Raw genomic sequence first — 23,418 nt, 5'->3', positions numbered from 1 at the left:
TCCGCGAACTCCCATACTGGCCCGCAGCATATGGCGCTGCTCATCGAGGCCGGACAGATGACAGCATCCGACTACGTGCCAACATACCCCGATTTAGCGCTTGCATCCGAAGGGGCGTCCACAGATGCCATTCAGCATGATGCCGATGGCGTGACGGTGAGCTTCACCGCCTACGGCCAGGACGTGCCCCAGACGATGCGCGCCGACTATCTGGTCAACGCGATCTCGCTGCCGGTCTTCCGCAAGATCCCGGTGACGCCAGCGCTGTCGCCCGCCAAGCAATATGTCGTCGATAATGTGACCTATAGCTCGCATCCGTTCTTCGTGTTCGAAGCGGAGAGCAAGTTCTGGCTCGACGATGGGTTCGCGCAGCTGTCGATGAGCTTCGAGCATGACGACATCCAGTCGATCTGGGCAGTGCCCGAAACGCCCGGCTCGACTCGCATCATCCTGAAGGCCTTCGGGCCCAGCGGCCTCTCCCCGCAGCGCGTGCTGGCGGCGTTCCGCGAGGTCTATCCCGGCAAGCGCGACACGATCGTCCAGGCGCTGACCTATGACTGGAGCCAGGACGCCTTCGCGCCGACCTGCGAGATGGAGCCGTTCGCGCCCGGCACGCTCGCCAAGTTCTGGCCCGAGATCATGAAGCCCGACGGCCGGCTCTACTTCGCCGGCACCTATGCCGATCCGCTCAGCCGCGGCATGGAATCGTGCGTCCGCTCGGCCGCGCGCATCGCCCAGGAGATCGCAGATGCCTGAGATCAAACGCCGCGACATCCTGAAGGCCGGAGCCGCCGGCCTCGTCGGCGCCGGCGTCGCGATGCCCGCCTCGGCGCAGTATCTCGAACATAGCTGGGCAAACCACGACTGGGGCGGCGGCCCGCCGGTGCCCGATCGACTCTATCAGGGGCCGTTCAGCAATTACGGCGCCGACGCCAACGCCCCCGGTGGAGAAGTGGTGATGGCGACATCGCCCTCGCGCGACATCGTGCCCAATTACGGCATGGGGCTTACCGTCTATATCTCGGGCGACATCGGTCCCCCGCGCCTGCCCGGCCAGGTGCTCGAACGCTCGATCGAGGACCTGATCAAGCTGCCCTTCGTGCAGAAGGTCTACCTCCGCCCCAATTGGCGCGAGGTGCAGAGCCGCCCCGGTAGCCTCGACCTGCCCGACTGGTGGCGCATCACCTTCGATGTCGCCAGGCAACACGGCAAGCGTGTCGGTTTTCGCATCATGCTGGAAAGTCCCGACTTCCCCGATCCCGGCATGCCCGATTTCCTGATGGGCAAGGTGCCCTACGTCCCGCTCAAGGGCAGCTGGCCGGGGGATCGCTCGCAGGTGCGCTATCGCAAGAAGCACGCGATGCCGCGCTACGACGATCCGGCCTATCAGGCGGCGTTCGCGGAGCTCAACGCGCTGCTCGCCGACCAGTATAACGGTGTCCCCGACATCGAATATATGGACACGATGATGTACGGCTTCTGGGGCGAAGGGCACACCTGGCCGTTCGAGGGCAACATCTTCCCCAGCAACATGATCGCGCAGCAAACCATGCTGCGCATGCTCGACACGCAGCTCAAATACTGGACCAAGACGCCGCTGGTCACCAACACCCAGCCCGATTTCAACACTGTCGGCAACGCCGCGATGCTCGATCGTACCGTGCGCACGAACAACTGGATTCGCAGCGACACGATCTTCATCGAGAACACGCAGATCGAGGCGCTGAGCAACCGGCCTGCCTGGACCGCGGCGATCAGTGAAGTCGGCATGACCACCGGCGCGCCCGACCAGCTCGACATCGTCGACGGCGTGACGATGAACGAGCAGGTGATCGAGCATGTGCTCGCGGTCGGCGCCAATTACTGGTCGATCTGGAATTGGCACCACATTTCAGCGGCCAATGTGCTTAGCTATTACGACAAATATCCCGAGCCGATCGACCATATCGCGCGCCGCATCGGCTATCGTATATACCCCGCCTTCGTCTGGCCGTTCGAGCGCGACGGCGGCGCCGGCGTGGTGATCGGCCTCGCCAACAACGGCGTCGCCGCGCCGCCCGGCGTGGTGAAGCTGACGCTGAACGACGAGCACGGTGCCGTGGTCGCGAGTGGCTGCGTCGATCCGGGCTATCCGAGGCCGACCGGCATCCAACAAGTCATGATGGCGTGGACCGACGGGCGCGAATGGGCAGGCTTACGATTGAAGGCGGAGCTCATCGTGAAGAACGTCTCCCATCCCTTGCGATGGGCTTGCCGCCAGACACTGAACGAAGATGGTTCACTCACCCTATCTCGCAACCTTCGCGCCTGAAACACTGGCCCAGCCGACCCGATCCGGACACCCTTAGGAATCGAGCTGACACGCTCGTCCAGCTTTGATTCGATGCCTGGTCAGGAATACAATTTGCGGTGGAGCACGATTGGGCCACGCCAAATTGGCTGACACCTATCGCATTGATATACATTTTTTTAGCCAAGGCGCTGGTCTTTCGATCAACGAGAGATCCGGCCCAATCGGTCATTTCAGCCCGCCGCCGAGCGAGCGGTAGAGTTCGACGAGGTTGCTGGCCTTGGTCAATTGTGTGGTGACGAGCTGCTGGCGCGCCGCATAAGCGGTGCGCTGCGCATCCAGCGTCGTCAGGAACGAATCGACGCCCGCGCGGAACCGCGCCTCGGAAAGGCGTGCCGCGACCCCGGCGGCGTTCGCGCGGGCCGTCTGCGCGTCGATCCGTTCGTCGATCTTGCCACGCTGGGCGAGCGCGTCGGCGACTTCGCGAAACGCGGTCTGGATCGCCTTTTCATAGGTCGCCACCGCCGCGGTGCGCGATGCCTTGGCATAAGCGAGATTGCCGGCGCGGCGCCCGCCGTCGAACAACGGCAGCGATGCGCTGGGCGATGCCGAATAGGTGAAGCTGCCGCCGGTGAAGAGGCCCGACAACGCCCCGCTCAACGTGCCGACGGCGGCGGTCAGCGAGATGGTGGGGAAGAAGGCGGCGCGCGCCGCGCCGATATTGGCGTTCTGGGCGATCAACTGGTGCTCCGCCTCGAGCACGTCGGGACGGTGCAGCAGCACGTCCGAAGAGAGGTTGGCCGGCAGCGCGTCGCGCGTCACCGGCGCGGCGTCCAGCGTTGTCGGTAGCTGGTCCGCGCTGACGGTGGTGCCAACCAGCAGGTTGAGCGCGTTGTGATCCTGCGCGATCTGCGTTTCGAGCGCGGCGATATCGTTGCGGGCAGCCTGATAATTGGTTTCCGCCTGCTGCACCTCGAGATCGGAGCCGACGCCCACCTTGAACTGCGCACGCGTGAGGCGCAGCGTATCGTCGAACGTCTTGAGCGTCTCTCGCGAGAGCTGGAGTTGCTCCTGATCGGCCCCCAGCGTCAGCCAGGCAGTCGCGATTTCCGCGATCAGGCTGATCCGCGCCGAATCCTGCGCCTCCTCGCTGGCGAAGACCTGCTCCTGAGCCGCGCGGTTGAGGTTGCGAATGCGCCCGAAGAGATCGAGCTCGAACGACGAGAATCCGGCGTCGACGTTATAATAATCGATATTCTGGCCGCTGCCGGCGCCGTTCGACGCGCTGTCGGTGTAGGTGGCGCTGCCGCTCAGCGCCGTGGTCGGCACCAGGTCGGCGCGCTGGACGCGCAATTGCGCGCGCGCCTGCAACACGTTGGCGGCCGCGATGCGCAGGTCGCGGTTGTTGTCGAGCCCGGTCTGGATCACCGCGCGCAGGCGAGGATCGAGAAAGAAGTCGCGCCAACCGACCGTGGCGATGTCCGGCGCGTCGGTCTTTGCCGCCGGATAGACGCCGCCCTGGGGCAGCGCGGCGGGCACCGCGCCGGTCGGCCGCACATAGGTTGGCGCCAGATTGCACCCGCCGACCAGCATCGCCGACCCGGCAAGAAACGCGAAAGGGGAGATTCTGCGCACGATCAACTTTCCTGCGGTACGGGGCCGTCGCCGGCAGACGGCGCGTCGCCATCGGCGGCCTCCGTCGACTGCGGCTGTTCGTCTTCGCGGCCACGGCCGAACAAGCGGCTGACGACGATGAAGAACATCGGCACGAAGAAGATGGCCAGCGCGGTTGCCGAGAGCATGCCGCCGACCACCGCGCGACCGATCGCGTTCTGCCCGCCCGCGCCCGCGCCGGTCGAGATCGCGAGCGGCATCACGCCGAAGATGAACGCCAGGCTGGTCATCAGGATCGGCCGCAGCCTGAGCCGCGCCGCCTCGATCGCCGCGCTGAACGCGTTCATCCCGGCGCTTACGCGCTCCTCGGCGAACTCGACGATCAGGATCGCGTTCTTCGCCGACACGCCGATCGTCGTGATCAGGCCGACCTGAAGGTAGATATCGTTGCTGAGCCCGGTCAGCGTCGCCGCGAGCAGCGCGCCAAGCACGCCCAGCGGCACCACGAGGATCACCGCGATCGGCACCGACCAGCTTTCGTAAAGCGCCGCCAGGCACAGGAAGACGATCAGGATCGACAGCGCATACAGCGCGGGTGCCTGGCCGCTCGAAAGCTGTTCCTCGTAGCTCAGCCCGGTCCATTCGAGGCTGGTGCCCGGCGGCAGCTTGGCCTGGATCGCCGCCATCGCCTTCATCGCCGAGCCGGTGCTCACGCCGGGCGCGGGCGCGCCCTGCAGTTCGAGCGCGGGCTGCCCGTTATAGCGCGTCAACTGCACCGGCGCCTTGGCCCATGACAACGTCGAGAAAGCGGAAAAGGGTGTCATCGCGCCGCTCGCGCCACGCACATAGAAATCGCCGATCGATTCGGGCGCGAGCCGATAGGGCTCGTCTGCCTGAATATAGACCCGCTTGACGCGGCCGCGATCAATGAAATCGTTGACGTAGCTGCCGCCCCAGGCAGTGGCGATGGTCGAATTGACCGTCGAAAGGTCGAGCCCGAGCGCTTGCGCCTTGTCCTGATCGATATCGACCTTGAGCTGCGGCGCATCGGACAGCGACATCGGCCGGACCTGCGCGATGCGCGGATCCTTCATCGCCATGCCCATCATCATCATGCTGTCTTTGACCAACGCGTCGTGGCCGATATTGCCGGTGTCGACCAGTTCGAGATCGAAGCCGGTCGCGTTGCCCAGTTCCTGCACGGCGGGCGGCACGAGCGCGAACACCATCGCGTCGTGATATTGCGAGAACGCCCCCATGGCGCGACCGGCGATCGCCTGCGCCTTGTTCGCCGCCCCCGATCGCTCGTCCCAGGGCTTCAGCCGGATGAACGCAAGGCCTGCGTTCTGGCCCAAACCCGAGAACGAGAAACCGGCAACGGTGAACACACCGTCGACATTGGCCTTTTCATCCTTGAGGAAATGGTCGCGGACCATCGCCAGCGCCTTTTCGGTGCGCGGCTCGGTCGCCCCGGCAGGCCCCTGCACGAGCGCGATCACCACGCCTTGATCCTCGTCCGGCAGGAAGCCGGTCGGCAGCCGCCAGAACAGGAAGGCCATCACGCAGACGATCGCGAGATAGACCAGCAGCGAGCGTTTCCAGCCGCGCGCCATGCGGCGCGTGCCGCCTTCATATTTGTCGACGCCGCGATCGAAGCGATCGTTGAACCAGCGGAAGAAGCGCGCCAGCGGGCCGTTGCCCTCATGCTTGGTCGGATCATGCGGCTTCAGGATCGTGGCGCACAGCGCGGGCGTCAGGATCAGCGCGACCATGATCGACAGCACCATCGCCGAAACGATGGTGATCGAGAACTGGCGATAGATCACGCCGGTCGAGCCGCCGAAGAACGCCATCGGCAGGAACACCGCCGAGAGCACCAGCGCGATGCCGATCAGCGCGCCGGAAATCTCTTCCATCGATTTGCGCGCCGCATCCCAGGGCGAGAGATGTTCGGTCTGGATTAGGCGCTCCACATTCTCGACGACGACGATCGCGTCGTCGACCAGCAAGCCGATCGCCAACACCATGCCGAACAGCGTCAGCGTGTTGATCGAATAGCCGGCCACGGCCAGCACCCCGAAGGTGCCGAGCAGCACGATGGGCACCGCGATCGTCGGGATGAGCGTCGCTCGCCAGTTCTGCAGGAACAGGAACATGACGAGGAAGACGAGCACCACTGCCTCGACCAGCGTGTGGACGACCTGCTCGACCGACAGACGCACGAACGGGGTCGTGTCGTAGGGATAGACGACCTTGACGTCGGCCGGGAATTGCTTGGCGATCTCCTGAACGCGCGCCTTCACAGATTCGACCGTGGTCAGCGCATTGGCGCCGGGCGCCATCTTGACCGCGAAGGCCGATGCCGGATGGCCATTATATTGCGTGTTGAAGCCGTAATTCTCGGCGCCGAGCGCCACGCGCGCCACGTCTCGAAGCCGGACCACCGCACCGCCGGTCGCCGTCTTCAACCGGATCGCGCCGAATTGTTCGGGTGTCTGCAAGCGCGACTGCACCGAGACGGTGGCGTTGAGCATCTGCTCCTTGGGGGCTGGCAGCGCGCCGATCTGGCCGGCGGAAACCTGTGCGTTCTGCGCCTCGACCGCGGCGGTCACGTCGGCGATGGTCAATCCGTAGCTTTCCAGCTTGATCGGATCGACCCAGATGCGCATCGCATATTGCGAGCCGAAAACCTGCAACTCGCCGACGCCGTTCACGCGGCTGATCGGATCCTGCAACTTCGACACGACGAGGTCCGACAGGTCGGTCGACGAATGCGAGCCGTCCTGCGAATACAGGCCGACCACCATCAGGAAGTTGGCCGAGGATTTCGCGACCTGCAACCCCTGGCGCTGGACCTCCTGCGGCAGCAGCGGCGTCGCTGCCTGCAGCTTGTTCTGCACCTGGACCTGGGCGATGTCGGGATCGGTGCCCTGATCGAAGGTCAGCGTGATCGTCACCGTTCCCGACGACGAGGACGATGACGAGAAATAGCGTAGATGATCGATGCCCTTGAGCTGCTGCTCGATCACCTGCGTGGTGGTTCGCGCCAGCGTCTCCGCATCCGCCCCGGGATAGGTGGCGGTGATCGCGACGGCGGGCGGCGCGATCGTCGGGAACTGCGCCACCGGCAAGCTGCGGATCGCCAGCACGCCGGCGAGCATCAGGATGATCGCGATGACCCAGGCGAAGATGGGCCGGTCGATGAAATAGCGCGACATGGCGGGTTACTTCGCCGCGGCCGGCGCGTCGTCGCGGAACTGCACAGCCTTGACCGGCGTGCCGGGCTGCAAGTTCTGCGCGCCTTCGACGACCACCTTGTCGCCCGGTTTCAATCCGGCGGTGACCAGCCAGTTCTGCCCCACGGTACGCGGTGCCGTCAGCGTGCGTTGCTGCAACTTGCCGTCGGCGCCGACCACCAGCGCGACCGCCCCGCCCTTCTCATCGCGCGAGACGCCGCGCTGCGGCACCAGCATCGCATTCTCACGGGTGCCTTCCACAAGCTCGGCACGCACGAACATGCCCGGCAGCAACAGGTGCTGCGGATTGGGGAAAACCGCCCGGATCACCTGGCTGCCGGTATTGGGATCGACCGTCACGTCGGTGAATTTGAGCTTCCCTGTCAGCGGATAAGCGGAGCCATCCTCGAGCGTCAGGCGAACGCGAGCGGCATCACCATCCTTCGCCAGCTTGCCGGCCAGCATCTCCTGGCGCAGCCGCAACAGGTCGGCGCTCGATTCCTGGATATCGACATAGATCGGATCGAGCCGCTGGATCGTGGTCAGCGGATTGGCCTGCGACGCAGTGACCAGTGCGCCGGTGGTATAGGTCGATCGGCCGATCCGGCCCGAGATCGGTGCGCGCACGGTGGTCCGCCCGAGGTTGATCTGGGCATTCTGCAACGCGGCCTCCTGCGCGGCGACATCGGCCTTCGCCTGCTCCGCATTGGTCGCCGCGTCTTCGGCATCCTGCCGCGATATCGCGTTGATCTTGACCAGCTCGCCATAACGCCGCGCCAATGCCGAGGTGGAGGCGATCGCCGCGCGCGCCTTGGCCAGGGCGGCGCGCGCGCTGGCCACCTGAGCCTGATAGGGCGCTGCGTCGATGCGGTAGAGCGGCTGGCCGGCGCGAACGAAATCGCCTTCCTCGAACAGCCGCGCCTTGATCAGACCATCCACCTGCGGCCGGACGTCGGACGTTTCATAGGCATTGGTCCGCCCCGGCAGCTCGGTGCTGAGCGTCACCGGCTGCTGCGTCACCGTCACATAGGATACCTGCGGCGGACCGGCTGCCTGCTGCTGTTGCTGGCCGTGACCGCACCCGGACAAGAGCAAAGCTATTCCGCTTGCCAATATGACATTTTTCATGGCGTCGACCCGCGATGGTTCATATATCGTTAGTGAGTGATCGTTCACTCACATTTCGCCGGCGCTCTACGCGTCGGCAGGATGGTTGGCAAGCGATTGGGAAGGTCATAGGAAAAAAATGCTGCACTGCGGCGTCGTGAGGCGCGAGGCGCGGGCTGAGACGCGTCGCCATCATCTGTTGACCACCGCCAGGACGCTGTTCGTCGAACACGGCTTCCATCAGACGGGCATCGCCCAGATCGCTCGCGCCTCGGGCATCAAGGTCGGCCAGATCTATCGCGACTTCGCTGGCAAGGAGGAGATCATCGCGGCGATCTGCGAGGCCGATGTCGCTTCGTGGCTGGAAGAAGACGTTCTCGCAGCGGCGGTCGCGGCCGGCGACGTCAAGGGCATCCGGGCCTGGCTGGATCGCTTTGCGTCGTATGACGAGCCGCTCGACGAATGCCGCATGATGGCCGAGATCATCGCCGAGGCCGGCCGCAACGAGCGGATCGCCAAGGCCAATCAGGTGATCGATGCGCGAATGCGTGCCAGCCTGACGGCGGCGCTGTCCGCGCTTTCCTCCCGCCCCGCCGATGAAAATCTCACACTGGCCGTCGATTTCATTCTCGCGCTCGGCATCGGCATCCTGATGCGCAGGGTGATGCGGCCGGACATGGACGTCACGGCGCTGGGCAGCCGCATCGGCACGATCATCGACAAGGCGATCGAAAACCTGGCATGATAAGCGCGGCCATGCAGACTGCGACGACCGGCTCTCCGCCGCCCCCGGTTATCAATCGCCGGTGCTCCAGTTCCTGCAACCGGCACCAAGGCTCGGGCGTTACTCAGGCGGAATGATCAAGGTAGCCAGTTACAATATGCGCAAGGGGATCGGCACCGATCGACGGCGCCGCCCCGATCGCATTCTCGAGGTGCTGCGCGAGATCGACGCCGATATCGTCTGCCTGCAGGAAGCCGATCGCCGCTTCGGCGCGCGCGCACAGGTGATCCAGCACCACCAGCTCGACGACAGCCCCTGGCAAGCAGTGCCGTTCGGCACCAGGGCGGCGTCGATGGGCTGGCACGGCAACGCCATCCTCGTCCGGCGCGGCGCCGAGATCATCGACCGCGAACCGATCCACCTTCCCGCCCTCGAACCGCGCGGCGCGGTGATGGCGGATGTCATGCTTGGCGACGAAACGATCCGCATCGTCGGCATGCACCTCGATCTCTCCGGCCTGTGGCGGCGGCGGCAGGCGCATGCGATCATGAGCCATATCGACGTTTCCACCACGCGCCACCCGACGATCCTGATGGGCGACCTCAACGAATGGAGCGCGCGAACCGGCGCGATGCGCGATTTCCGCCACGGTTATCAGGTCGCCGACACCGGCCCCAGCTTTCACGCCCGCCGCCCGGTGGCGCGGCTCGACAAGATCATGGTCTCGCCGGAGTTGCGCATCGTCGACTGCGGGGTGCATGACAGCCTGACGGCGCGCACCGCTTCGGACCACCTGCCGATCTGGGCCACGGTGGAGCGGGCGTGACCGCGGGGAGACGGTGAGCCGGCGATGCGCGAAAAGGAAGTACGGCTCGCTCTGGTCTGTTACGGCGGCATCAGCCTCGCGGTCTACATGCACGGCATCACCAAGGAAATCTGGCGCTTCGCCCGGGCGAGCCGCGCGTTCCACGCCCGCGAGGCGGCGGCGGGCGGCAGCCAGGGCATCTACCGCGCGATGCTGGAGGAGATCGAGGAGGTCGCCGGCGTCAAGCTGCGGGTGCTGGTCGATATCATCGCGGGCGCCAGCGCGGGCGGGATCAACGGGGTGTTCCTCGCCCAGGCGATCTCCACCGGGCAATCGCTCGAACCGCTGACCGACCTGTGGCTGACATCGGCCGATGTCGAGGCGCTGATCGCCCCCGATGCCGCGCCGTCGAACCGGCTGACCAAGGCCTGGGCCTTGCCGCTGGCATGGATGGCCGCCAAGCGCAACGGCGGCGATGTCGACGAACTGGTCGAGCCCGCCGCGCGTGAGGAGGTTCGCAACAAGCTGTCGCATTTCGTGCGGTCGCGCTGGTTCGAGCCGCCGTTCGGTGGGCATCTGTTCACCAACATGCTGATGGACGCGGTCGAGGCGATGGCCGCCGCCCCGCGCGAGGCGCGCCTGCTGCCAGATGGCCAGCCGCTCGATCTCTACGTCACCGTCACCGATTTTCGCGGCCACCCCGAGCGGCTGCGGCTCAATTCGCCGCCCGAAGTGGTCGAGACCGAACATCGGCTGGTGTTTCCCTATAGCGATCACGGCGAAGCGGTGAACATGCTCGCCGATCCGGCCGAGCTGGTGTTCGCGGCGCGCGCCACCTCGAGCTTCCCCGGCGCGTTTCCGCCGTTCACCGTCAAGGAACTCGACGAGGTGCTCGATCAGCGCCACACCGCCTGGCCGGGGCGCGACGCGTTCCTTGCGCGCGTGCTGCCGCGTCAGGCCGCCGCCAATGCGGCCGACAAGGCTGTGCTGATCGACGGATCGGTGCTCGCCAACGCCCCCTTCCGTCCGGCGATCGATGCGCTGCGCGAACGCCCCGCGCACCGCCAGATCGACCGCCGCTTCATCTATATCGATCCCTCGCCGGGGCTGAAAATCCATTTCGGCGGCGAAGTGGGCGAAGCGCCCGGCTTCTTCCAGACGATCATCGGCGCGGTATCGGAGCTGCCCCGCCAGCAGCCGATCCGCGACAATCTGGAAGACCTGGCCGAACGCTCCGCGCGGATCGAGCGGATGCGCGCGATCGTGTCCGACATCGCGCCCGAGGTCGCGGGCGAGATCGAATCGCTGTTCGGCCACACGCTGTTTCTCGATCGGCCGACGCCGGGCCGCCTACTCTCCTGGCGACGCCGCGCGCAGAACGCCGCGGCGGTTAAGGCGGGTTATGCCTATGCCGCCTACGGCCATCTCAAGATCGACGGCGTGATCGATCTCATCTCGACGCTGCTCTACCAGGTCGGGGGTGAGCATGGGCCGAGCCGCAAGCGCCATATCCGCGATACCGTGGCCGCGACGATCCGCGCCCGTGGCTTCCACGACGAGACGCCGACCTTCGCCGGCAAGGCGAGCGACGCCACGATTGATTTCCTCCGCCGCTACGACCTCGGGTTCCGCATCCGCCGGCTGCGGCTGCTCGCGCGGCGCCTGGCCGAGATCGAAATGGCGCATGAGGAGGCCGAACTCGCCCCGATCCGCGAGGCGATCTACGAATCGCTCGCGCTCTATCTCGAATGCAAGCGCACCGATCAGCACATCCGTTTGCGCCGCGATGTCCGCCGCCTCGCCGATGACGCCGGCGTGGTGCTCGATCGCCTCGGCGAATCGATGGACCTCACCCGCCTCGACGCCGAAACCGACGAGCGCATGGCCGGCGCGCTGGCGGTCCTGTCCAAGCCCATCCGCCGCGAGATGCTGCTGACCTATCTGGGCTTTCCCTATTTCGACGTTGCGACGTTGCCGCTGCTGCAGGGCGAAGGGCTCGACGAATTCGATCCGATCAAGGTCGATCGCATCGCGCCCGACGATGCCCGCTCGATCCGCGCCGGTGGCGCCGAGGCGACGCTGAAGGGCATCCAGTTCAACAGCTTCGGCGCCTTTTTCAGCCGTGCCTATCGCGAGAACGACTATTTGTGGGGCCGCCTGCACGGTGCCGAGCGGATGATCGACATCGTGCTGTCGACGCTGCCCGAGAGCATCCGCCTCAAGCCCGGCCGCGTCGCCGGCATCAAGCGCGCGGCGTTCCTCGCCGTCCTCGACGAGGAAGAACCGCGCCTCACCACGATCCCCACACTGATCGCATCGCTGCGCGACGAGATCGGCGCCCCGTGAAGCCGCCCTCCTTTCCCTCGCTTTCGAGGAGGGGATAAAGACCGCAAACGGGGCGAAAGCGGTGACCGCCCGCCCCCCCACCCGCCCTCTGGCCAAATCGTGCCGGGCGTAATAGGCTCCGCCGCCATGCTACACCGAGACGAGCGCGCCGCCTGATGCCATTCCTGAAGGGCCTGTTCTGGTTCCTGCTCGCCGTGCTGCTGGTGGTGTTCGCCTTCGCCAACTGGACGACGGTGCCGATCAAGCTGTGGGGCGGGCTGATCGCCGACGTCAATCTGCCGCTGCTGATGCTGGTGATGTTCCTCATCGGCCTGGTGCCGACGCTGGTCTATCATCACGCGGTGCGCTGGCGGCTGCGCAACCGGCTGGTCACCGCTGACCGCACGATCACCGAGCTGCGCGCCGCCGCGATGGCGCCGACGGTGCCGACGGTGGTCGCCGATCCCGGACCGACGACACCCGGGGAACCGGCATGACCAACCGCATCTACGTCGCGCTCGACACGCCCTCGCTGGAAACCGCCAAGACGCTGGCGACGCGCGTTCGCCACCATGTCGGCGGAATCAAGCTCGGGCTCGAATTCTTCATGGGCAACGGGCGCCACGGCGTGATGGAGATGGCGGCGTTCGGCCTGCCGATCTTCCTCGACCTGAAGCTCCACGACATTCCCAACACGGTGGCCAAGGCGATCCAGGCGCTGCGCCCGATCGAGCCCGCCATCCTCACCGTTCACGCCGCCGGCGGCCGCGCGATGCTGGAGGATGCCAAGGCGGCCGCGCCCACCGGCACCAAGGTCGTCGCGGTGACGACGCTGACCAGCCTCGACGATCGCGACCTCAAATCGATCGGGGTCGAGCGCGACCCGCATGACCAGGTGCTCCACCTGACCGAACTCGCGATGCGCGCGGGCATCGACGGCATCGTCTGTTCGGGCGCCGAGGTGAAGGCGGCGCACAAGCTGTGGCCCAAAGGCTTCTTCGTGGTTCCCGGCGTGCGCCCGGCGAACGGCGCGATCGGCGACCAGAAGCGTGTCGTCACCCCGCGCGAGGCGCTCGACGGCGGCGCCTCGATCATCGTCGTCGGCCGCCCGATCACCCGGGCCGACAATCCCGACGAAGCCGCCCGCGCGATCGAGGCGACGCTTTAGGATTGGCCCGATGTTTCTCGCGTTGAAAGCGCTGATCTCGGGCGTGCTGATCGCCCTCGCCTCCACCTTGGCGAAACGATATCCGGGCTTCGGCGCGCTGATCGCCTCGCTGCCGCTGGTCTCGGTCCTCGGCATGATCTGGCTGTGGTCCGAAAAGCCCGATGCCGAAAACATGGCCGCGCACGCTTCGGCGACTTTCTGGTACGTCCTGCCGTCGCTGCCGATGTTCCTTTTGATACCCGCGCTGTTGCGCAACAGTGTCCCTTTCTGGGCGGCGCTCGTGCTCGGCTGTGCTTTGACGATCGTGCTGTACGGCGCGATGACGATAGTCGGCCCGCGCTTCGGCTTGCGATTGTGACGGCATCGCGATTGACCTTCGCGGCCATCGTCGCGATGTGCGCCTGATGCCTGTCACTGCCAAGATCTGCGGCCTTTCGACGCCCGACGCGCTGGCCGCGGCGGTGGCCGGCGGCGCGAGCCACGTCGGGTTCGTTTTCTTCCCGCCCTCGCCGCGCAATGTGACGCCCGATCAGGTCAGCGGCCTCGCCCGGCAGGTGCCGGGGCATATCGCCAGGGTCGGCGTGTTCGTCGATCCCGACGATGCGCTGGTCGACCGCGCGGTGGCTGCCGGGCTCGACGCGCTGCAACTCCACAAGACCGCGCCGGCGCGCGTCGCGGCGATCCGCCAGCGCACCGGCCGCGAAGTGTGGGCCGCGATCGCGGTCAAGACGCGCGCCGACGTGGATGGCGCGCGCCAGTTCGCGGGCGCCGCCGATCGCCTGCTCTACGACGCCAGGACGCCCGATGGCGCAGCACTTCCCGGCGGCATGGGATTGCGTTTCGACTGGCGGCTGCTCGACGGCGTGCGCCACCCGCTGCCCTGGGCGCTTTCCGGCGGCCTCGATACCGCCAACGTCGCCGAGGCGATCGGCCGCACCGGGGCGCGGCTGGTCGACGTGTCGTCAGGCGTCGAGACCGCGCCGGGCAGCAAGGATGCGGGCAAGATCGCCGCTTTCCTTGCTGCCGTCGCCGCGGCCTGACTCGGTCAGAACACCGCCTTCGCCTGCGGCTCGTTCATCATCGCCTGGCGAACCAGCGGGATCGGCGGGCCGCCATAGCTCAGGAAAGTGTCGTGGAACGCCTTCCATGCCTTGCGGCCGCCGCGGCTCGCAGTCCAGTCCTCACGCAGCTTCATGATCATCAGCTTGCCGAGCGTATAGTTCAGATAGGCGGGATCATAGGTGCCGCGCGCTGCCTGCTGTTTGGCGTTGCCGGTATCCTGATAGCATTGATCCTCGAACATCTTTTCGGATTCGGCCTGCGTCATGCCGTGCGCGTGCATCCCGATCGCGGAAAGGAAACGGCAATCGCGCAGCAACGCGTTGGTCAGTTGCCCGATATGCGTCTCCGGATCGCCGTCGTTGAGACCGGCATCCCACATCATCTGCTCGGCATAATGCGCCCAGCCTTCCGCATAGCCATAGCCGACGAACAACTGGCCGAAGATCGACGGCGAGCGGTTGGCGTGGAGGAACTGGACGAAATGCCCCGGCATCACTTCGTGCACCGTGGTGAACAGCAAGTCCGCCTTGCCCGGAATGAAGCCAAGCTGCTCCGCCTTCGGCCAGGAAGGATCGGGCGGCGCGATGTAATAGACCGACGGGATGCCCTTATCGAACGGCCCCGGCGGATCGATATAGGCGGAGTTCTGCCGGTTATACGGCGGCGCTTCCTCCACCTTGGCTTCCTCGGTGCCGGGGATGCTGACGAGATCGTGGCTGGTGACGAACTGGCGCAGCATCGGGATCTGCTTGCGCGCCGCCTCGACCGGACCGCCCTCGGGCTTGTCGTCCTGCATCTTCTTGGCGCACGCCTCGATCGTCGCGCCGGGCGCGAACTTGGCGCAGGCATCCTTCAACGCCGCCTGGTTCTTGGCGAGATCGGCCTTGCCGATCGCCTCGAGCTGGTCGAGCGGCGTATCGACATCCTCGGTGGTGTCGAGCATCCGCGAGAAGCGCGCGGCGCCGAGCGCGAAATCGGTGGTGGCGCTGGGCTTTTGCGCGCGCAGCCAATCGGCGATGTCCTTCATCGCCTTCGACGCCTTGGCCGATGACGCCGCGAATTGCTGCTGCAACGCGGCATCATGGACATCGGTGAACGCCTGCTTGGCGTCGTTCGCGTAGAAATCGGCGAATCCGTCGAACGCGGCGATGCCGTAATCGATGAAGCTCGCCGGCATCGGCGTCTTCAGATTGGCGCGAATGTTTGCGGCCGCGGCCGGCACGTTGTCGAACAGCTTGATGACCGCCTTCATCCGCGTCGGCAGATCGGCGTAGGGCCGCGCCAGATAGACATTGGGATCAAGCCCGTCGCCGACATAATAAGCGGGATTGGTGTGGGGTTGATCGGCGTCGGTCAGCCAGAACAATTTCCCTTGCGCGACCTTGATCAGATAATCGCGCTCGAAACGCTGCTGCGGGGTCAGGCTGGCATCGGAAAAGCCCTGCGCCTTCTGGATCGCGGTGTTGAGGAAGTCGGCCTGGCGTTGGAGCCCGGCTGCGCTCCAATCCGGCAATTGCCCATCGAATTCGTGCTTGCCCTGATAGACCGCGAACGACGGGTCGAGCTTGAACCACCCGTCGATGAAGCTGTTGACGAACGGCGTCCAGTCGGCGTTCGGCGTGGTCGCGCCACCGGGGCCATAGGGAATGGCGGCGTCCGCGCCCGCGCTCTGGTTCCCGTTCTGCTTCGATGGAGCGCACGCCGCCAGCGTCGCGACGGCGATCGTCGCCAGCCATCTTCCCTTTTTCATCCGATACCTCCGAGTCGTTATCTGCCCGGATGCTGGCACGTCGCGGCGATCGAAGCCACCGTCCACGCCAAACAATTGGCGCAGCGGCCGAAACGCGCTTTGCCATATTGCCGCCCGCCCCCCGGTGGCCCTAAAGCGCCCCACACATGGCCCAGCATCCGCTCCGCATCGCCAACTTCCGCGCCTATTTCCTGTCGCGATTCTGCGGCACGATCGCGATCAGTGCGCAGGGGATCATCATTGGCTGGCAGGTTTACAGCCTCGCCCGGCAGACGCTCGACATCAAGCAATCGGCGTTCCTGCTCGGCATGATCGGGCTCGTTCAATTCGTGCCGTTGTTCCTGCTGACACCCGTGGTCGGGCTGGTCGCCGATACGTTCGATCGGCGCTGGATCGTGCGGGGAACGACCGCGCTGCTCACCGCCAATGCCGCGATGCTGGGGCTGCTGACCTGGGCCAATGATCTATCACTGCCGTTCCTGTTCGTGGCCGCTGGCTTCGTTGGCGTGGCGCGCGCCTTTTCCGGCCCGGCCTATTCGGCGCTCGCGCCCAATCTCGTCCCGCGCGAGAGCCTGCCGACGGCAATCGCGGTCAGCGCGATCGCCTGGCAAGCGGGCACGATCGCCGGGCCTAGCGTCGGCGGCGTGCTCTATGCGATCCATCCCGATCTGGCTTATGCGACGATCGCCGGTCTGCTGGCGATCGCGCTGGCGCTGATCTTCACGATCGGCAAGGTGCCGCAACCGCCGGTGCAGAAAAATCGACACCCGCTGCAACGCATCGCCGACGGCTTCGCCTATGTCCGAAACAACCGGCTCGTTCTCGCCGCGATCACGCTCGACCTGTTCGTCGTGCTGCTCGCCGGTGCCACCGCGCTGCTGCCGGTCTATGCGCGCGACATCCTCCATGTCGGCGCGCGCGGCCTCGGCGTGCTGGCGGCGGGCATGGGAATCGGCGCGGCGATCGGCTCGCTATGGTTTTCGGTGCGCCCGATGAAAACCAATGTCGGCGTCAAGATGCTCGTCGCGGTGCTGCTGTTCGCCGCGGCGATCCTCACCTTCGGCCTGTCGACCTGGTTCCCGCTCAGCGTTCTGGCGCTAATCGTCGCGGGCGGGGCCGACATGGTTTCGGTCTATGTCCGCCAATCGCTGATCCAGCTCCACACGCCCGACGAGATGCGCGGGCGCGTCGGTGCGGTCTCGCAGCTCACCATTTCGGCCTCGAACGAGCTTGGCGAGGCGGAAACGGGATTGATGGCCTCGCTGCTCGGCCCGGTCGGCGCGGTGTGCTTCGGCGGGGTCGCGGCGATGGTCATCGTCGTCATCTGGTCGCGGTTGTTTCCCGAGCTGAGGCTTGCAAAGACCTTCACGCCGGCCGACATCTTGAACCTCGAACCGGAAAAGGGAGCGACGCAGCCATGAAGGTCGACACCATCCTCGAGACGATCGGCAATACGCCGCATATCCGGGTGAAGAAACTGTTCCCCGATGCCAATGTGTGGATCAAATCCGAACGATCGAACCCCGGCGGCTCGATCAAGGACCGCATCGCGCTGGCAATGATCGAAGCGGCCGAGCAATCGGGCAAGCTCACGCCCGGCGGCACGATCATCGAACCGACCAGCGGCAACACCGGCATCGGCCTGGCGATGGTCGCCGCCGTGAAAGGCTACAAGCTGATCCTGGTGATGCCCGAGAGCATGTCGGTCGAGCGGCGCCGGCTGATGCTCGCTTATGGCGCCAGCTTCGATCTGACGCCCAAGGAAAAGGGCATGAAGGGCGCGATCGAGCGCGCGCTGGAGCTGGTGCAAAGCACCGAGGGCGCGTGGATGCCGCAGCAGTTCGAGAACCAGGCCAATGTGGATGTCCATCGCCGCACCACGGCACAGGAAATCCTCAACGACTTTCAGGACAATCCGCTCGACGTCATCATCACCGGCGTCGGCACCGGCGGGCATATCACCGGCGTCGCCGAGATCCTCAAGCAGGAATGGCCCGACCTCAAGGTCTATGCGGTCGAGCCCGAGGCCTCGCCGGTGATCTCCGGCGGCCAGCCCGGCCCGCACCCGATCCAGGGCATCGGCGCCGGCTTCATTCCGGCCAACCTGCATACCGACGTGATCGACGGCGCGATCACCGTCTCGGCGGAGGATGCCAAGGACATGGCCCGCCGCTCGGCGCGCGAGGAAGGCATGCTGGTCGGCATCTCCTCGGGCGCGACGCTGGCGGCGATCAAGCAGAAGCTGGCCGAGCTGCCCAAGGGCTGGCGCGTGCTCGGCTTCAACTACGATACCGGCGAGCGTTATCTGTCGGTGCCGGACTTCCTGCCGGAGGCCTGAGCTTCCCGCTCATGCAGCAGACGCTGACCGACTTGGCGCCCGCGCCCGAAACGCTGCGCGCGACGCCGGCGGTGCGTTTGCTGCTGGCGGCGATCGCGCTGGTCGCCGTCGCCGTGCCGCTGGCGATCCTCATCCTTGCGCCGCCGCCCGCCAAGATCGCGGCGCGACGCGTGCCCAAAGCGCATATCGTGTCCCCTGCCGAGCTGCCGCCGGTCGAGCCCGTCAAACTGGTCAATCTTACCCCCGATCAGGCGCGCGCCTATAATGCCGACGTGCCGTTCGCCGACGGCCCCAACCCCGCCGCCCGCCCGTTCCATCTCGCTGGCGCCGAGGCGGATCAGCAGCGCGCGATCGCCTGCCTTGCGGCGGCAGAAGTCTATGAAGCCGGCGATGACAGCACCGGCGAGAAAGCGGTCGCGCAGGTCGTGCTCAACCGATTGCGGCATCCCGCTTTTCCCAAGACGGTGTGCGGCGTCGTCTTTCAGGGCTCGGACCGTTCGACCGGCTGCCAGTTCACCTTCACCTGCGACGGCGCGCTCGATCGCTGGCGTCCGAGCGATGCCGCCTGGGACCGCGCTCGCGACGTCGCCGCAAAGGCGCTGAACGGCGCGGTCGACAAGGCGGTGGGCTACGCCACGCATTATCACACCGATTGGGTGGTGCCCTATTGGAGCGCGAGCCTCGACAAGATCGCGCGGGTCGGCACGCATCTGTTCTTCCGCTGGACCGGCTGGTGGGGCACGCCGCCGGCGTTCAATCGCCATCCGGACGACGTCGAGCCGGTCATTGCGTTGCTTGCCCCGCTCTCCCCCGCGCATGCCGCCGAGGGCCTGCTGCCTGGCGACACCGCGATCCCGATCGACGCCACCGCGATCGCCAATGGCGGCCTGCCGAGCCCGGTCGCCGGCGCGCCCGACACGTTCTTCGTGACGCTCGATCCGAAATGGTCGCCCGACAGCCTGCCCGCGCTGGCGGCGGCCTCGTGCGGGGCGCGGCCCTATTGCAAGTTCATGGCCTGGCCGACCAGGGCCGCCACGCCCGCCGCCGCCGTGCTCACCCCGGCGCAAATCCGAACGATGGCGTTCAGCTATCTGCGGGACAAGGCGAACGGCTATGACAAGGCACTGTGGAACTGCGACACCTTCAAGCGCGCCGACACCAGCCAGTGCATGAAGCGCGAGCCTGTCCTCGCAAAGCCCGCCATCATAACGCCGCCACCGATCACAGCAAAGCCGCTCCCCGACGGCCTCGCCGGCGTCCGCCGCAAGGGCGACTCGACGTTGGAGACATCGCAAGCCACCCCAGACGCTTGATCGGACACGGTCGAGACGGACGGATCATGACCCGTCCGATCTCCTCACGTCTGCGTGCCGGCTTTCGCGGCACTACGCGCGATCGTGATGCGTATCCGGTCGAAGCGATAGCCGTGGAACGCTCTAACCATGCAATTGGCGATCGGAGACGAACTGTCGGGGACCGTGATGTCGACCGTTGGCGGCCGGGAAGAGTCGACGTACATGTGGACCGTCGCCGCTAGCGGATGACAGGTCTTCACCGCGTCCGCAAAGACCTGCTGCGTCAGGACCGGCTCTTGGGATTTGCACGCCGACATCGCAAGCAAGCAAATGCCGACTACCGTCGCGATCCCGACCTTCGTCCGCATGCCCACTCCTCTTAGCCGTACCAAAGTTATGGCAGGTAACTGCATTTGTCACGAACCCGTCCGAACTGAAGCGATAGTGTTCGCCAATCAGCGTCCCCCAGACATCGCGAGGGAACAGGAAGGACTCAGGCCGCGACGAACAGCTCCGGCGGCAGCGCCATCATCGCGTCGCTTCCGCCCTCGATCTTGCGGCGAAGCGCGCCGGCCTCGGGCATGATGCGATCGGCGAAATAGCGCGCCGTCACCAGTTTCGCTTCGAGGAACGGCTTGTCCTCGGCGCCGGCCGACAGCGCCGCATTCGCCGCCTTGGCCATGCGCAGCCACATCAGCCCCAGCGCGACCACACCCATCAGGTGCATGTAGGGATGCGCGCCCGCGCCCACCTGGTTGGGGTTCTGCATCCCCTGCCCCATGAACCACATCGTCGCCGCCTGCAGCTCGCCCAATGCCTTTTCCAGCTTGCCGGCAAAGTCTGCCAGCGCCTCGTCGCCCTTCGCCGCCGCGGCTTCCTCGCTGACGATCTTGAAGAACGCCTGCACTGCGCGCCCGCCGTTCTGCGCCAGCTTGCGCCCGACCAGATCCATCGCCTGCACGCCGTTGGTGCCTTCGTAGATCATCGCGATCCGCGCATCGCGGACATATTGCTCCATGCCCCATTCGACGATGTAGCCGTGCCCGCCATAGACCTGCTGCGCGTTGGTCGCGATCTCATAACCCTTGTCGGTGCCATAGCCCTTGATGACAGGGGTCAGCAGCCCGACGAGATCGGCCGCCATCTGCCGCTCCTCCTCGCTCGCCGCGCCATGTTCGAGATCGACCTGCAACGCCCCCCACAGGCACAGCGCGCGCAGCCCTTCGATCACCGCCTTGGCGTCCATCAGCATGCGCCGCACATCGGGATGGACGAACAACGTATCCGCCTTCTCATTCGGATCGGCCGGCCCGGTCAGCGCGCGGCCCTGCCGCCGGTCCTGCGCATATTGCACCGCATTCTGAAACGCGACCTCGGCCACGCCCAGCCCCTGCAGCCCGACGCCGAGCCTTGCTGCATTCATCATGATGAACATCGCGGCGAGGCCCTTCATCTCCTCGCCGACCAGCCAGCCGGTCGCGCCATCGTAATTCATCACGCAGGTCGAGTTGGCGTGGATGCCCATCTTGTGCTCGATCGACCCGCACGACACCGCGTTGCGTGCGCCCAGCGAGCCATCCTCGTTGACCAGAAACTTCGGCACCACGAACAGCGAGATGCCCTTGGTCGAATCGGGCGCCCCCGGCGTCTTGGCGAGCACCAGGTGGATGATGTTCTCGGTCAGGTCATGCTCGCCCGAGGAGATGAAGATTTTGGTGCCGGTGATCGCATAGGAGCCATCCGGCTGCGGCTCCGCCTTGGTGCGGATCAGGCCGAGGTCGGTCCCGCATTGCGGCTCGGTGAGGTTCATCGTGCCGCCCCACTTCCCCGACACCATGTTGGGGACGTATTTGGCCTGCTGCTCGGGCGATCCCTTGGCAAGCAGCGCGGCGATCGCGCCATGGGTCAGCCCCGGATACATCGCGAACGCCATGTTCGAGGAGATCATATATTCCTCGAACGCTGTCGCCACGACATGCGGCATCGCCTGCCCACCGAACTCTTCGGGCGCCGACAGCGTGCCCCAGCCCGAGTCGACGAATTGCCGATAAGCCTCCTTATAGCCCTTCGGCGTCGTCACGCTGCCGTCGTCGTGGCGCGTGCAGCCTTCGGCGTCGCCCGACTGGTTCAAGGGAAACAGCACTTCCGAAACGAACTTCCCGCCTTCGTCGAGCACCGCATCGACCACGTCGGGCGTGGCGTTGGCGAAACCGGGCAAATTGCTGTGCTTGTCCAGCCCCACGACATGTTCGAGGATGAAGCGCGTATCGCGCACCGGCGGATTGTATTGCGGCATCGAGGGTCAGTCCTTGTGGTCGGCGCGGCCGGTTTCGAGCAGCGCGATGAAATCGGTGAGTTCGTCGATCGAGGCATGGATGTCGCGCATCTGCGCTTCGAGCGTCGCGACGCGTTCGCGGCAGCGCTGGATCGTCACCGCGCGCTGCACCTTGCGGCCGTCGCCGATGTCGTAAAGGTCAATCATCTCGCGGATCTCGGCGAGGCTGAAGCCGACACGCTTGCCGCGCAATATCCACGCCAGCCGCGCGCGATCGCGATGCGAATAGATGCGCTGCGTTCCCCGCCGCTCGGGCGAGATCAGGCCTTCGTCCTCATAGAATCGCAAGGCCCGCGCGGTGACGTCGAATTCCGAGGAGAGATCGGAAATCGAGAAATGGTCGCGGTCGTGGCGCGGCTCGATCGCCGCGTGAGCGGATACGGTCGCCATGACCGCGATCGTAGCCGACGCTTTACGTGAACGTCAACCGCTGTCGGGCGCGCATAACGCCCGCCCCTTCGCATCGGCCAGCGCCGTCGCCTCGGACAGCGAGTTGCTCAGCATATCGACCGACAGCCCCGCCATCGTCGCGCGCCCGGTGCATTGCCTGCTGCACGCATCGGGCAACGCGCCGGGAAATCTGATTCCCTGCCCGTCGAACCGCGCATCGAACGCGCAGCCATCGCCGAGATCGACCTTGAGCCCCTCGCCCGACCGTTTGAGCGTGCCGGCTGCGCTGCATTGCTGCCTTTCGCCGTAATCGAGCGTCACGCCGATGCGAAAATCGCTTTCCCCCGGCACCACGCACACCCGCTCGGGGTCGCTGGCATAGACGCCGGTGAGATCGGCGCTCGCCGGATCGCGGATCACGCCGCGCGCGATCGCCGCCTGCTCGAGCCGCGCGCCGGCGCCGCCGGAAGCCACATCGGCCGCATCCTGCTTCGACGAACATCCGGCGAGCGCCAGCATTGCTAATAACAGCATTCCACCATGGCGAGCGGCGCGACGAAGTGGCGTCATTCCACCCGCACCAGCCGATCGCCCTCGATCCGCCGGAAGAAGCAACTCCGTTCGCCAGTGTGGCACGCCGGCCCGGCGGCCTCGACGATCAGCCACACCGCGTCCTGATCGCAATCGATCCGGATATCGTGGACGGCGAGCACGTTTCCCGAACTCTCGCCCTTCTTCCACAGCTTCTTTCGAGAGCGCGACCAGAAATGCGCCTCCCCCGTCGCGATCGTCGCCGCGAGCGCCTCGGCATCCATATGCGCGAGCATCAGCACCTCACCCGAACCGCGATCGGTGCAGACCGCCGTAATCAGCCCGTTATCATCGAATTTCGGATCGAGCGTCAGCCCGGTGTCGCGGTGGGTGGCCATGGGAACGAGTTAGCGTGGTTGATCGACGAGGAACAGATGGCAGCGCCGGT

At 65.9% G+C, this 23,418-nt stretch carries 21 protein-coding genes; 12 read left to right on the top strand and 9 right to left on the bottom strand.

Going from position 1 to position 23,418, the window contains the following annotated elements; all coding sequences use genetic code 11:
- Both K7G81_RS16740 and K7G81_RS16735 read left to right on the top strand, forming a co-directional pair.
- Positions 1-756, top strand: a 756-nt coding sequence (locus K7G81_RS16740) for a flavin monoamine oxidase family protein (protein ID WP_223031976.1), incomplete at its 5' end; no start/stop codon positions are given.
- Positions 749-2,311 (top strand): hypothetical protein, encoded by a 1,563-nt coding sequence (locus K7G81_RS16735; protein WP_223031975.1) that lies wholly within the window; start codon positions 749-751, stop codon positions 2,309-2,311. The genes K7G81_RS16740 and K7G81_RS16735, both read left to right, overlap by 8 nt.
- A gap of 207 nt (positions 2,312-2,518) precedes the next feature.
- On the opposite strand, the gene K7G81_RS16730 is transcribed toward K7G81_RS16735, so the two are convergent.
- The 3 genes from K7G81_RS16730 to K7G81_RS16720 are packed head-to-tail and all read right to left on the bottom strand — an operon-like array spanning position 2,519 to position 8,268.
- Positions 2,519-3,883 carry an efflux transporter outer membrane subunit gene (locus tag K7G81_RS16730; protein ID WP_223031979.1) on the bottom strand — a complete coding sequence of 455 codons (1,365 nt, stop codon included), beginning with the start codon at positions 3,881-3,883 and terminating at the stop codon, positions 2,519-2,521.
- A 44-nt stretch (positions 3,884-3,927) separates the two neighbouring features.
- Positions 3,928-7,122, bottom strand: a complete 3,195-nt coding sequence (locus K7G81_RS16725) for an efflux RND transporter permease subunit (protein WP_223031974.1) — start codon at positions 7,120-7,122, stop codon at positions 3,928-3,930.
- Between the two features lie 6 nt (positions 7,123-7,128).
- Positions 7,129-8,268, bottom strand: a complete 1,140-nt coding sequence (locus K7G81_RS16720) for an efflux RND transporter periplasmic adaptor subunit (RefSeq protein ID WP_223031973.1) — start codon at positions 8,266-8,268, stop codon at positions 7,129-7,131.
- 118 nt (positions 8,269-8,386) lie between these two features.
- Here K7G81_RS16720 and K7G81_RS16715 point away from each other — a divergent pair, with 118 nt between their 5' ends.
- From K7G81_RS16715 to K7G81_RS16685, 7 genes are all read left to right on the top strand, one after another.
- Positions 8,387-8,992 carry a TetR/AcrR family transcriptional regulator gene (locus tag K7G81_RS16715; protein WP_223031972.1) on the top strand — a complete coding sequence of 202 codons (606 nt, stop codon included), beginning with the start codon at positions 8,387-8,389 and terminating at the stop codon, positions 8,990-8,992.
- A gap of 112 nt (positions 8,993-9,104) precedes the next feature.
- Positions 9,105-9,797 carry an endonuclease/exonuclease/phosphatase family protein gene (locus K7G81_RS16710; protein WP_223031971.1) on the top strand — a complete coding sequence of 231 codons (693 nt, stop codon included), beginning with the start codon at positions 9,105-9,107 and terminating at the stop codon, positions 9,795-9,797.
- Positions 9,798-9,821: 24 nt separating this feature from the next.
- The gene (locus K7G81_RS16705) at positions 9,822-12,122 is read left to right on the top strand and encodes a patatin-like protein (protein ID WP_223031970.1); all 2,301 of its coding nucleotides are present in this window, start codon (positions 9,822-9,824) and stop codon (positions 12,120-12,122) included.
- 155 nt (positions 12,123-12,277) lie between these two features.
- The gene (locus tag K7G81_RS16700) at positions 12,278-12,598 is read left to right on the top strand and encodes a hypothetical protein (protein WP_223031969.1); all 321 of its coding nucleotides are present in this window, start codon (positions 12,278-12,280) and stop codon (positions 12,596-12,598) included.
- On the top strand, positions 12,595-13,269 hold the full coding sequence (gene pyrF, locus K7G81_RS16695) for an orotidine-5'-phosphate decarboxylase (protein WP_223031968.1): 675 nt from the start codon (positions 12,595-12,597) through the stop codon (positions 13,267-13,269). Before K7G81_RS16700 ends, pyrF begins: the two co-directional genes overlap by 4 nt.
- 10 nt (positions 13,270-13,279) lie before the next feature.
- Positions 13,280-13,627, top strand: a complete 348-nt coding sequence (locus tag K7G81_RS16690; protein WP_223031967.1) for a DUF3147 family protein — start codon at positions 13,280-13,282, stop codon at positions 13,625-13,627.
- 46 nt (positions 13,628-13,673) lie between these two features.
- Positions 13,674-14,309, top strand: coding sequence for a phosphoribosylanthranilate isomerase (locus K7G81_RS16685; RefSeq protein WP_223031966.1), 636 nt, complete (start codon positions 13,674-13,676; stop codon positions 14,307-14,309).
- Between the two features lie 5 nt (positions 14,310-14,314).
- Here K7G81_RS16685 and K7G81_RS16680 read toward each other — a convergent pair whose 3' ends face one another.
- Positions 14,315-16,081: a DUF885 domain-containing protein gene (locus tag K7G81_RS16680; protein WP_223031965.1), complete on the bottom strand. Its 1,767-nt coding sequence runs from the start codon at positions 16,079-16,081 to the stop codon at positions 14,315-14,317.
- A 146-nt stretch (positions 16,082-16,227) separates the two neighbouring features.
- Here K7G81_RS16680 and K7G81_RS16675 point away from each other — a divergent pair, with 146 nt between their 5' ends.
- Genes K7G81_RS16675 through K7G81_RS16665 form a run of 3 tightly spaced genes read left to right on the top strand, consistent with a single transcriptional unit; the run spans position 16,228 to position 19,732 of the window.
- Positions 16,228-17,502, top strand: a complete 1,275-nt coding sequence (locus K7G81_RS16675) for an MFS transporter (protein WP_223031964.1) — start codon at positions 16,228-16,230, stop codon at positions 17,500-17,502.
- Entirely contained in the window at positions 17,499-18,419 is a 921-nt protein-coding gene (gene cysK / locus K7G81_RS16670) for a cysteine synthase A (RefSeq protein ID WP_223031963.1), read from the top strand. Before K7G81_RS16675 ends, cysK begins: the two co-directional genes overlap by 4 nt.
- A gap of 11 nt (positions 18,420-18,430) precedes the next feature.
- Positions 18,431-19,732, top strand: a complete 1,302-nt coding sequence (locus tag K7G81_RS16665) for a cell wall hydrolase (protein WP_223031962.1) — start codon at positions 18,431-18,433, stop codon at positions 19,730-19,732.
- A 44-nt stretch (positions 19,733-19,776) separates the two neighbouring features.
- Here K7G81_RS16665 and K7G81_RS16660 read toward each other — a convergent pair whose 3' ends face one another.
- From K7G81_RS16660 to hisI, 5 genes are all read right to left on the bottom strand, one after another.
- On the bottom strand, positions 19,777-20,082 hold the full coding sequence (locus K7G81_RS16660; protein WP_223031961.1) for a hypothetical protein: 306 nt from the start codon (positions 20,080-20,082) through the stop codon (positions 19,777-19,779).
- A 125-nt stretch (positions 20,083-20,207) separates the two neighbouring features.
- Positions 20,208-22,010, bottom strand: a complete 1,803-nt coding sequence (locus tag K7G81_RS16655) for an acyl-CoA dehydrogenase C-terminal domain-containing protein (RefSeq protein ID WP_223031960.1) — start codon at positions 22,008-22,010, stop codon at positions 20,208-20,210.
- A gap of 6 nt (positions 22,011-22,016) precedes the next feature.
- A complete protein-coding gene (locus K7G81_RS16650; RefSeq protein ID WP_223031959.1) occupies positions 22,017-22,439 on the bottom strand; it encodes a MerR family transcriptional regulator in 423 nt (140 codons plus the stop codon).
- A 33-nt stretch (positions 22,440-22,472) separates the two neighbouring features.
- A complete protein-coding gene (locus K7G81_RS16645; protein ID WP_223031958.1) occupies positions 22,473-22,973 on the bottom strand; it encodes a hypothetical protein in 501 nt (166 codons plus the stop codon).
- Between the two features lie 32 nt (positions 22,974-23,005).
- Positions 23,006-23,368, bottom strand: a complete 363-nt coding sequence (hisI, locus tag K7G81_RS16640) for a phosphoribosyl-AMP cyclohydrolase (protein WP_223031957.1) — start codon at positions 23,366-23,368, stop codon at positions 23,006-23,008.
- Between the last annotated feature and the right edge of the window lie 50 nt (positions 23,369-23,418).

The sequence above is a fragment of the Hephaestia mangrovi genome, from assembly GCF_019880555.1.
Lineage (GTDB): Bacteria > Pseudomonadota > Alphaproteobacteria > Sphingomonadales > Sphingomonadaceae > Sphingomonas > Sphingomonas mangrovi.
Note: the sequence above shows the minus strand (reverse complement) of the source record. Positions and strands in the feature narration are given on the sequence as shown.

What these genes read in the sequence shown, in the direction of transcription:
- K7G81_RS16650 (WP_223031959.1), bottom strand. Translation starts at nt 22,439, where the DNA reads ATGGCGACCGTATCCGCTCACGCGGCGATCGAGCCGCGCCACGACCGC.
- K7G81_RS16735 (WP_223031975.1), top strand. Translation starts at nt 749, where the DNA reads ATGCCTGAGATCAAACGCCGCGACATCCTGAAGGCCGGAGCCGCCGGC.
- cysK (WP_223031963.1), top strand. Translation starts at nt 17,499, where the DNA reads ATGAAGGTCGACACCATCCTCGAGACGATCGGCAATACGCCGCATATC.
- K7G81_RS16685 (WP_223031966.1), top strand. Translation starts at nt 13,674, where the DNA reads ATGCCTGTCACTGCCAAGATCTGCGGCCTTTCGACGCCCGACGCGCTG.
- K7G81_RS16690 (WP_223031967.1), top strand. Translation starts at nt 13,280, where the DNA reads ATGTTTCTCGCGTTGAAAGCGCTGATCTCGGGCGTGCTGATCGCCCTC.
- K7G81_RS16665 (WP_223031962.1), top strand. Translation starts at nt 18,431, where the DNA reads ATGCAGCAGACGCTGACCGACTTGGCGCCCGCGCCCGAAACGCTGCGC.
- K7G81_RS16655 (WP_223031960.1), bottom strand. Translation starts at nt 22,010, where the DNA reads ATGCCGCAATACAATCCGCCGGTGCGCGATACGCGCTTCATCCTCGAA.
- K7G81_RS16660 (WP_223031961.1), bottom strand. Translation starts at nt 20,082, where the DNA reads ATGCGGACGAAGGTCGGGATCGCGACGGTAGTCGGCATTTGCTTGCTT.
- K7G81_RS16710 (WP_223031971.1), top strand. Translation starts at nt 9,105, where the DNA reads ATGATCAAGGTAGCCAGTTACAATATGCGCAAGGGGATCGGCACCGAT.
- hisI (WP_223031957.1), bottom strand. Translation starts at nt 23,368, where the DNA reads ATGGCCACCCACCGCGACACCGGGCTGACGCTCGATCCGAAATTCGAT.
- K7G81_RS16725 (WP_223031974.1), bottom strand. Translation starts at nt 7,122, where the DNA reads ATGTCGCGCTATTTCATCGACCGGCCCATCTTCGCCTGGGTCATCGCG.
- K7G81_RS16675 (WP_223031964.1), top strand. Translation starts at nt 16,228, where the DNA reads ATGGCCCAGCATCCGCTCCGCATCGCCAACTTCCGCGCCTATTTCCTG.
- K7G81_RS16715 (WP_223031972.1), top strand. Translation starts at nt 8,387, where the DNA reads ATGCTGCACTGCGGCGTCGTGAGGCGCGAGGCGCGGGCTGAGACGCGT.
- K7G81_RS16645 (WP_223031958.1), bottom strand. Translation starts at nt 22,973, where the DNA reads ATGCTGTTATTAGCAATGCTGGCGCTCGCCGGATGTTCGTCGAAGCAG.
- K7G81_RS16705 (WP_223031970.1), top strand. Translation starts at nt 9,822, where the DNA reads ATGCGCGAAAAGGAAGTACGGCTCGCTCTGGTCTGTTACGGCGGCATC.
- K7G81_RS16720 (WP_223031973.1), bottom strand. Translation starts at nt 8,268, where the DNA reads ATGAAAAATGTCATATTGGCAAGCGGAATAGCTTTGCTCTTGTCCGGG.
- pyrF (WP_223031968.1), top strand. Translation starts at nt 12,595, where the DNA reads ATGACCAACCGCATCTACGTCGCGCTCGACACGCCCTCGCTGGAAACC.
- K7G81_RS16730 (WP_223031979.1), bottom strand. Translation starts at nt 3,883, where the DNA reads ATGCTGGTCGGCGGGTGCAATCTGGCGCCAACCTATGTGCGGCCGACC.
- K7G81_RS16680 (WP_223031965.1), bottom strand. Translation starts at nt 16,081, where the DNA reads ATGAAAAAGGGAAGATGGCTGGCGACGATCGCCGTCGCGACGCTGGCG.
- K7G81_RS16700 (WP_223031969.1), top strand. Translation starts at nt 12,278, where the DNA reads ATGCCATTCCTGAAGGGCCTGTTCTGGTTCCTGCTCGCCGTGCTGCTG.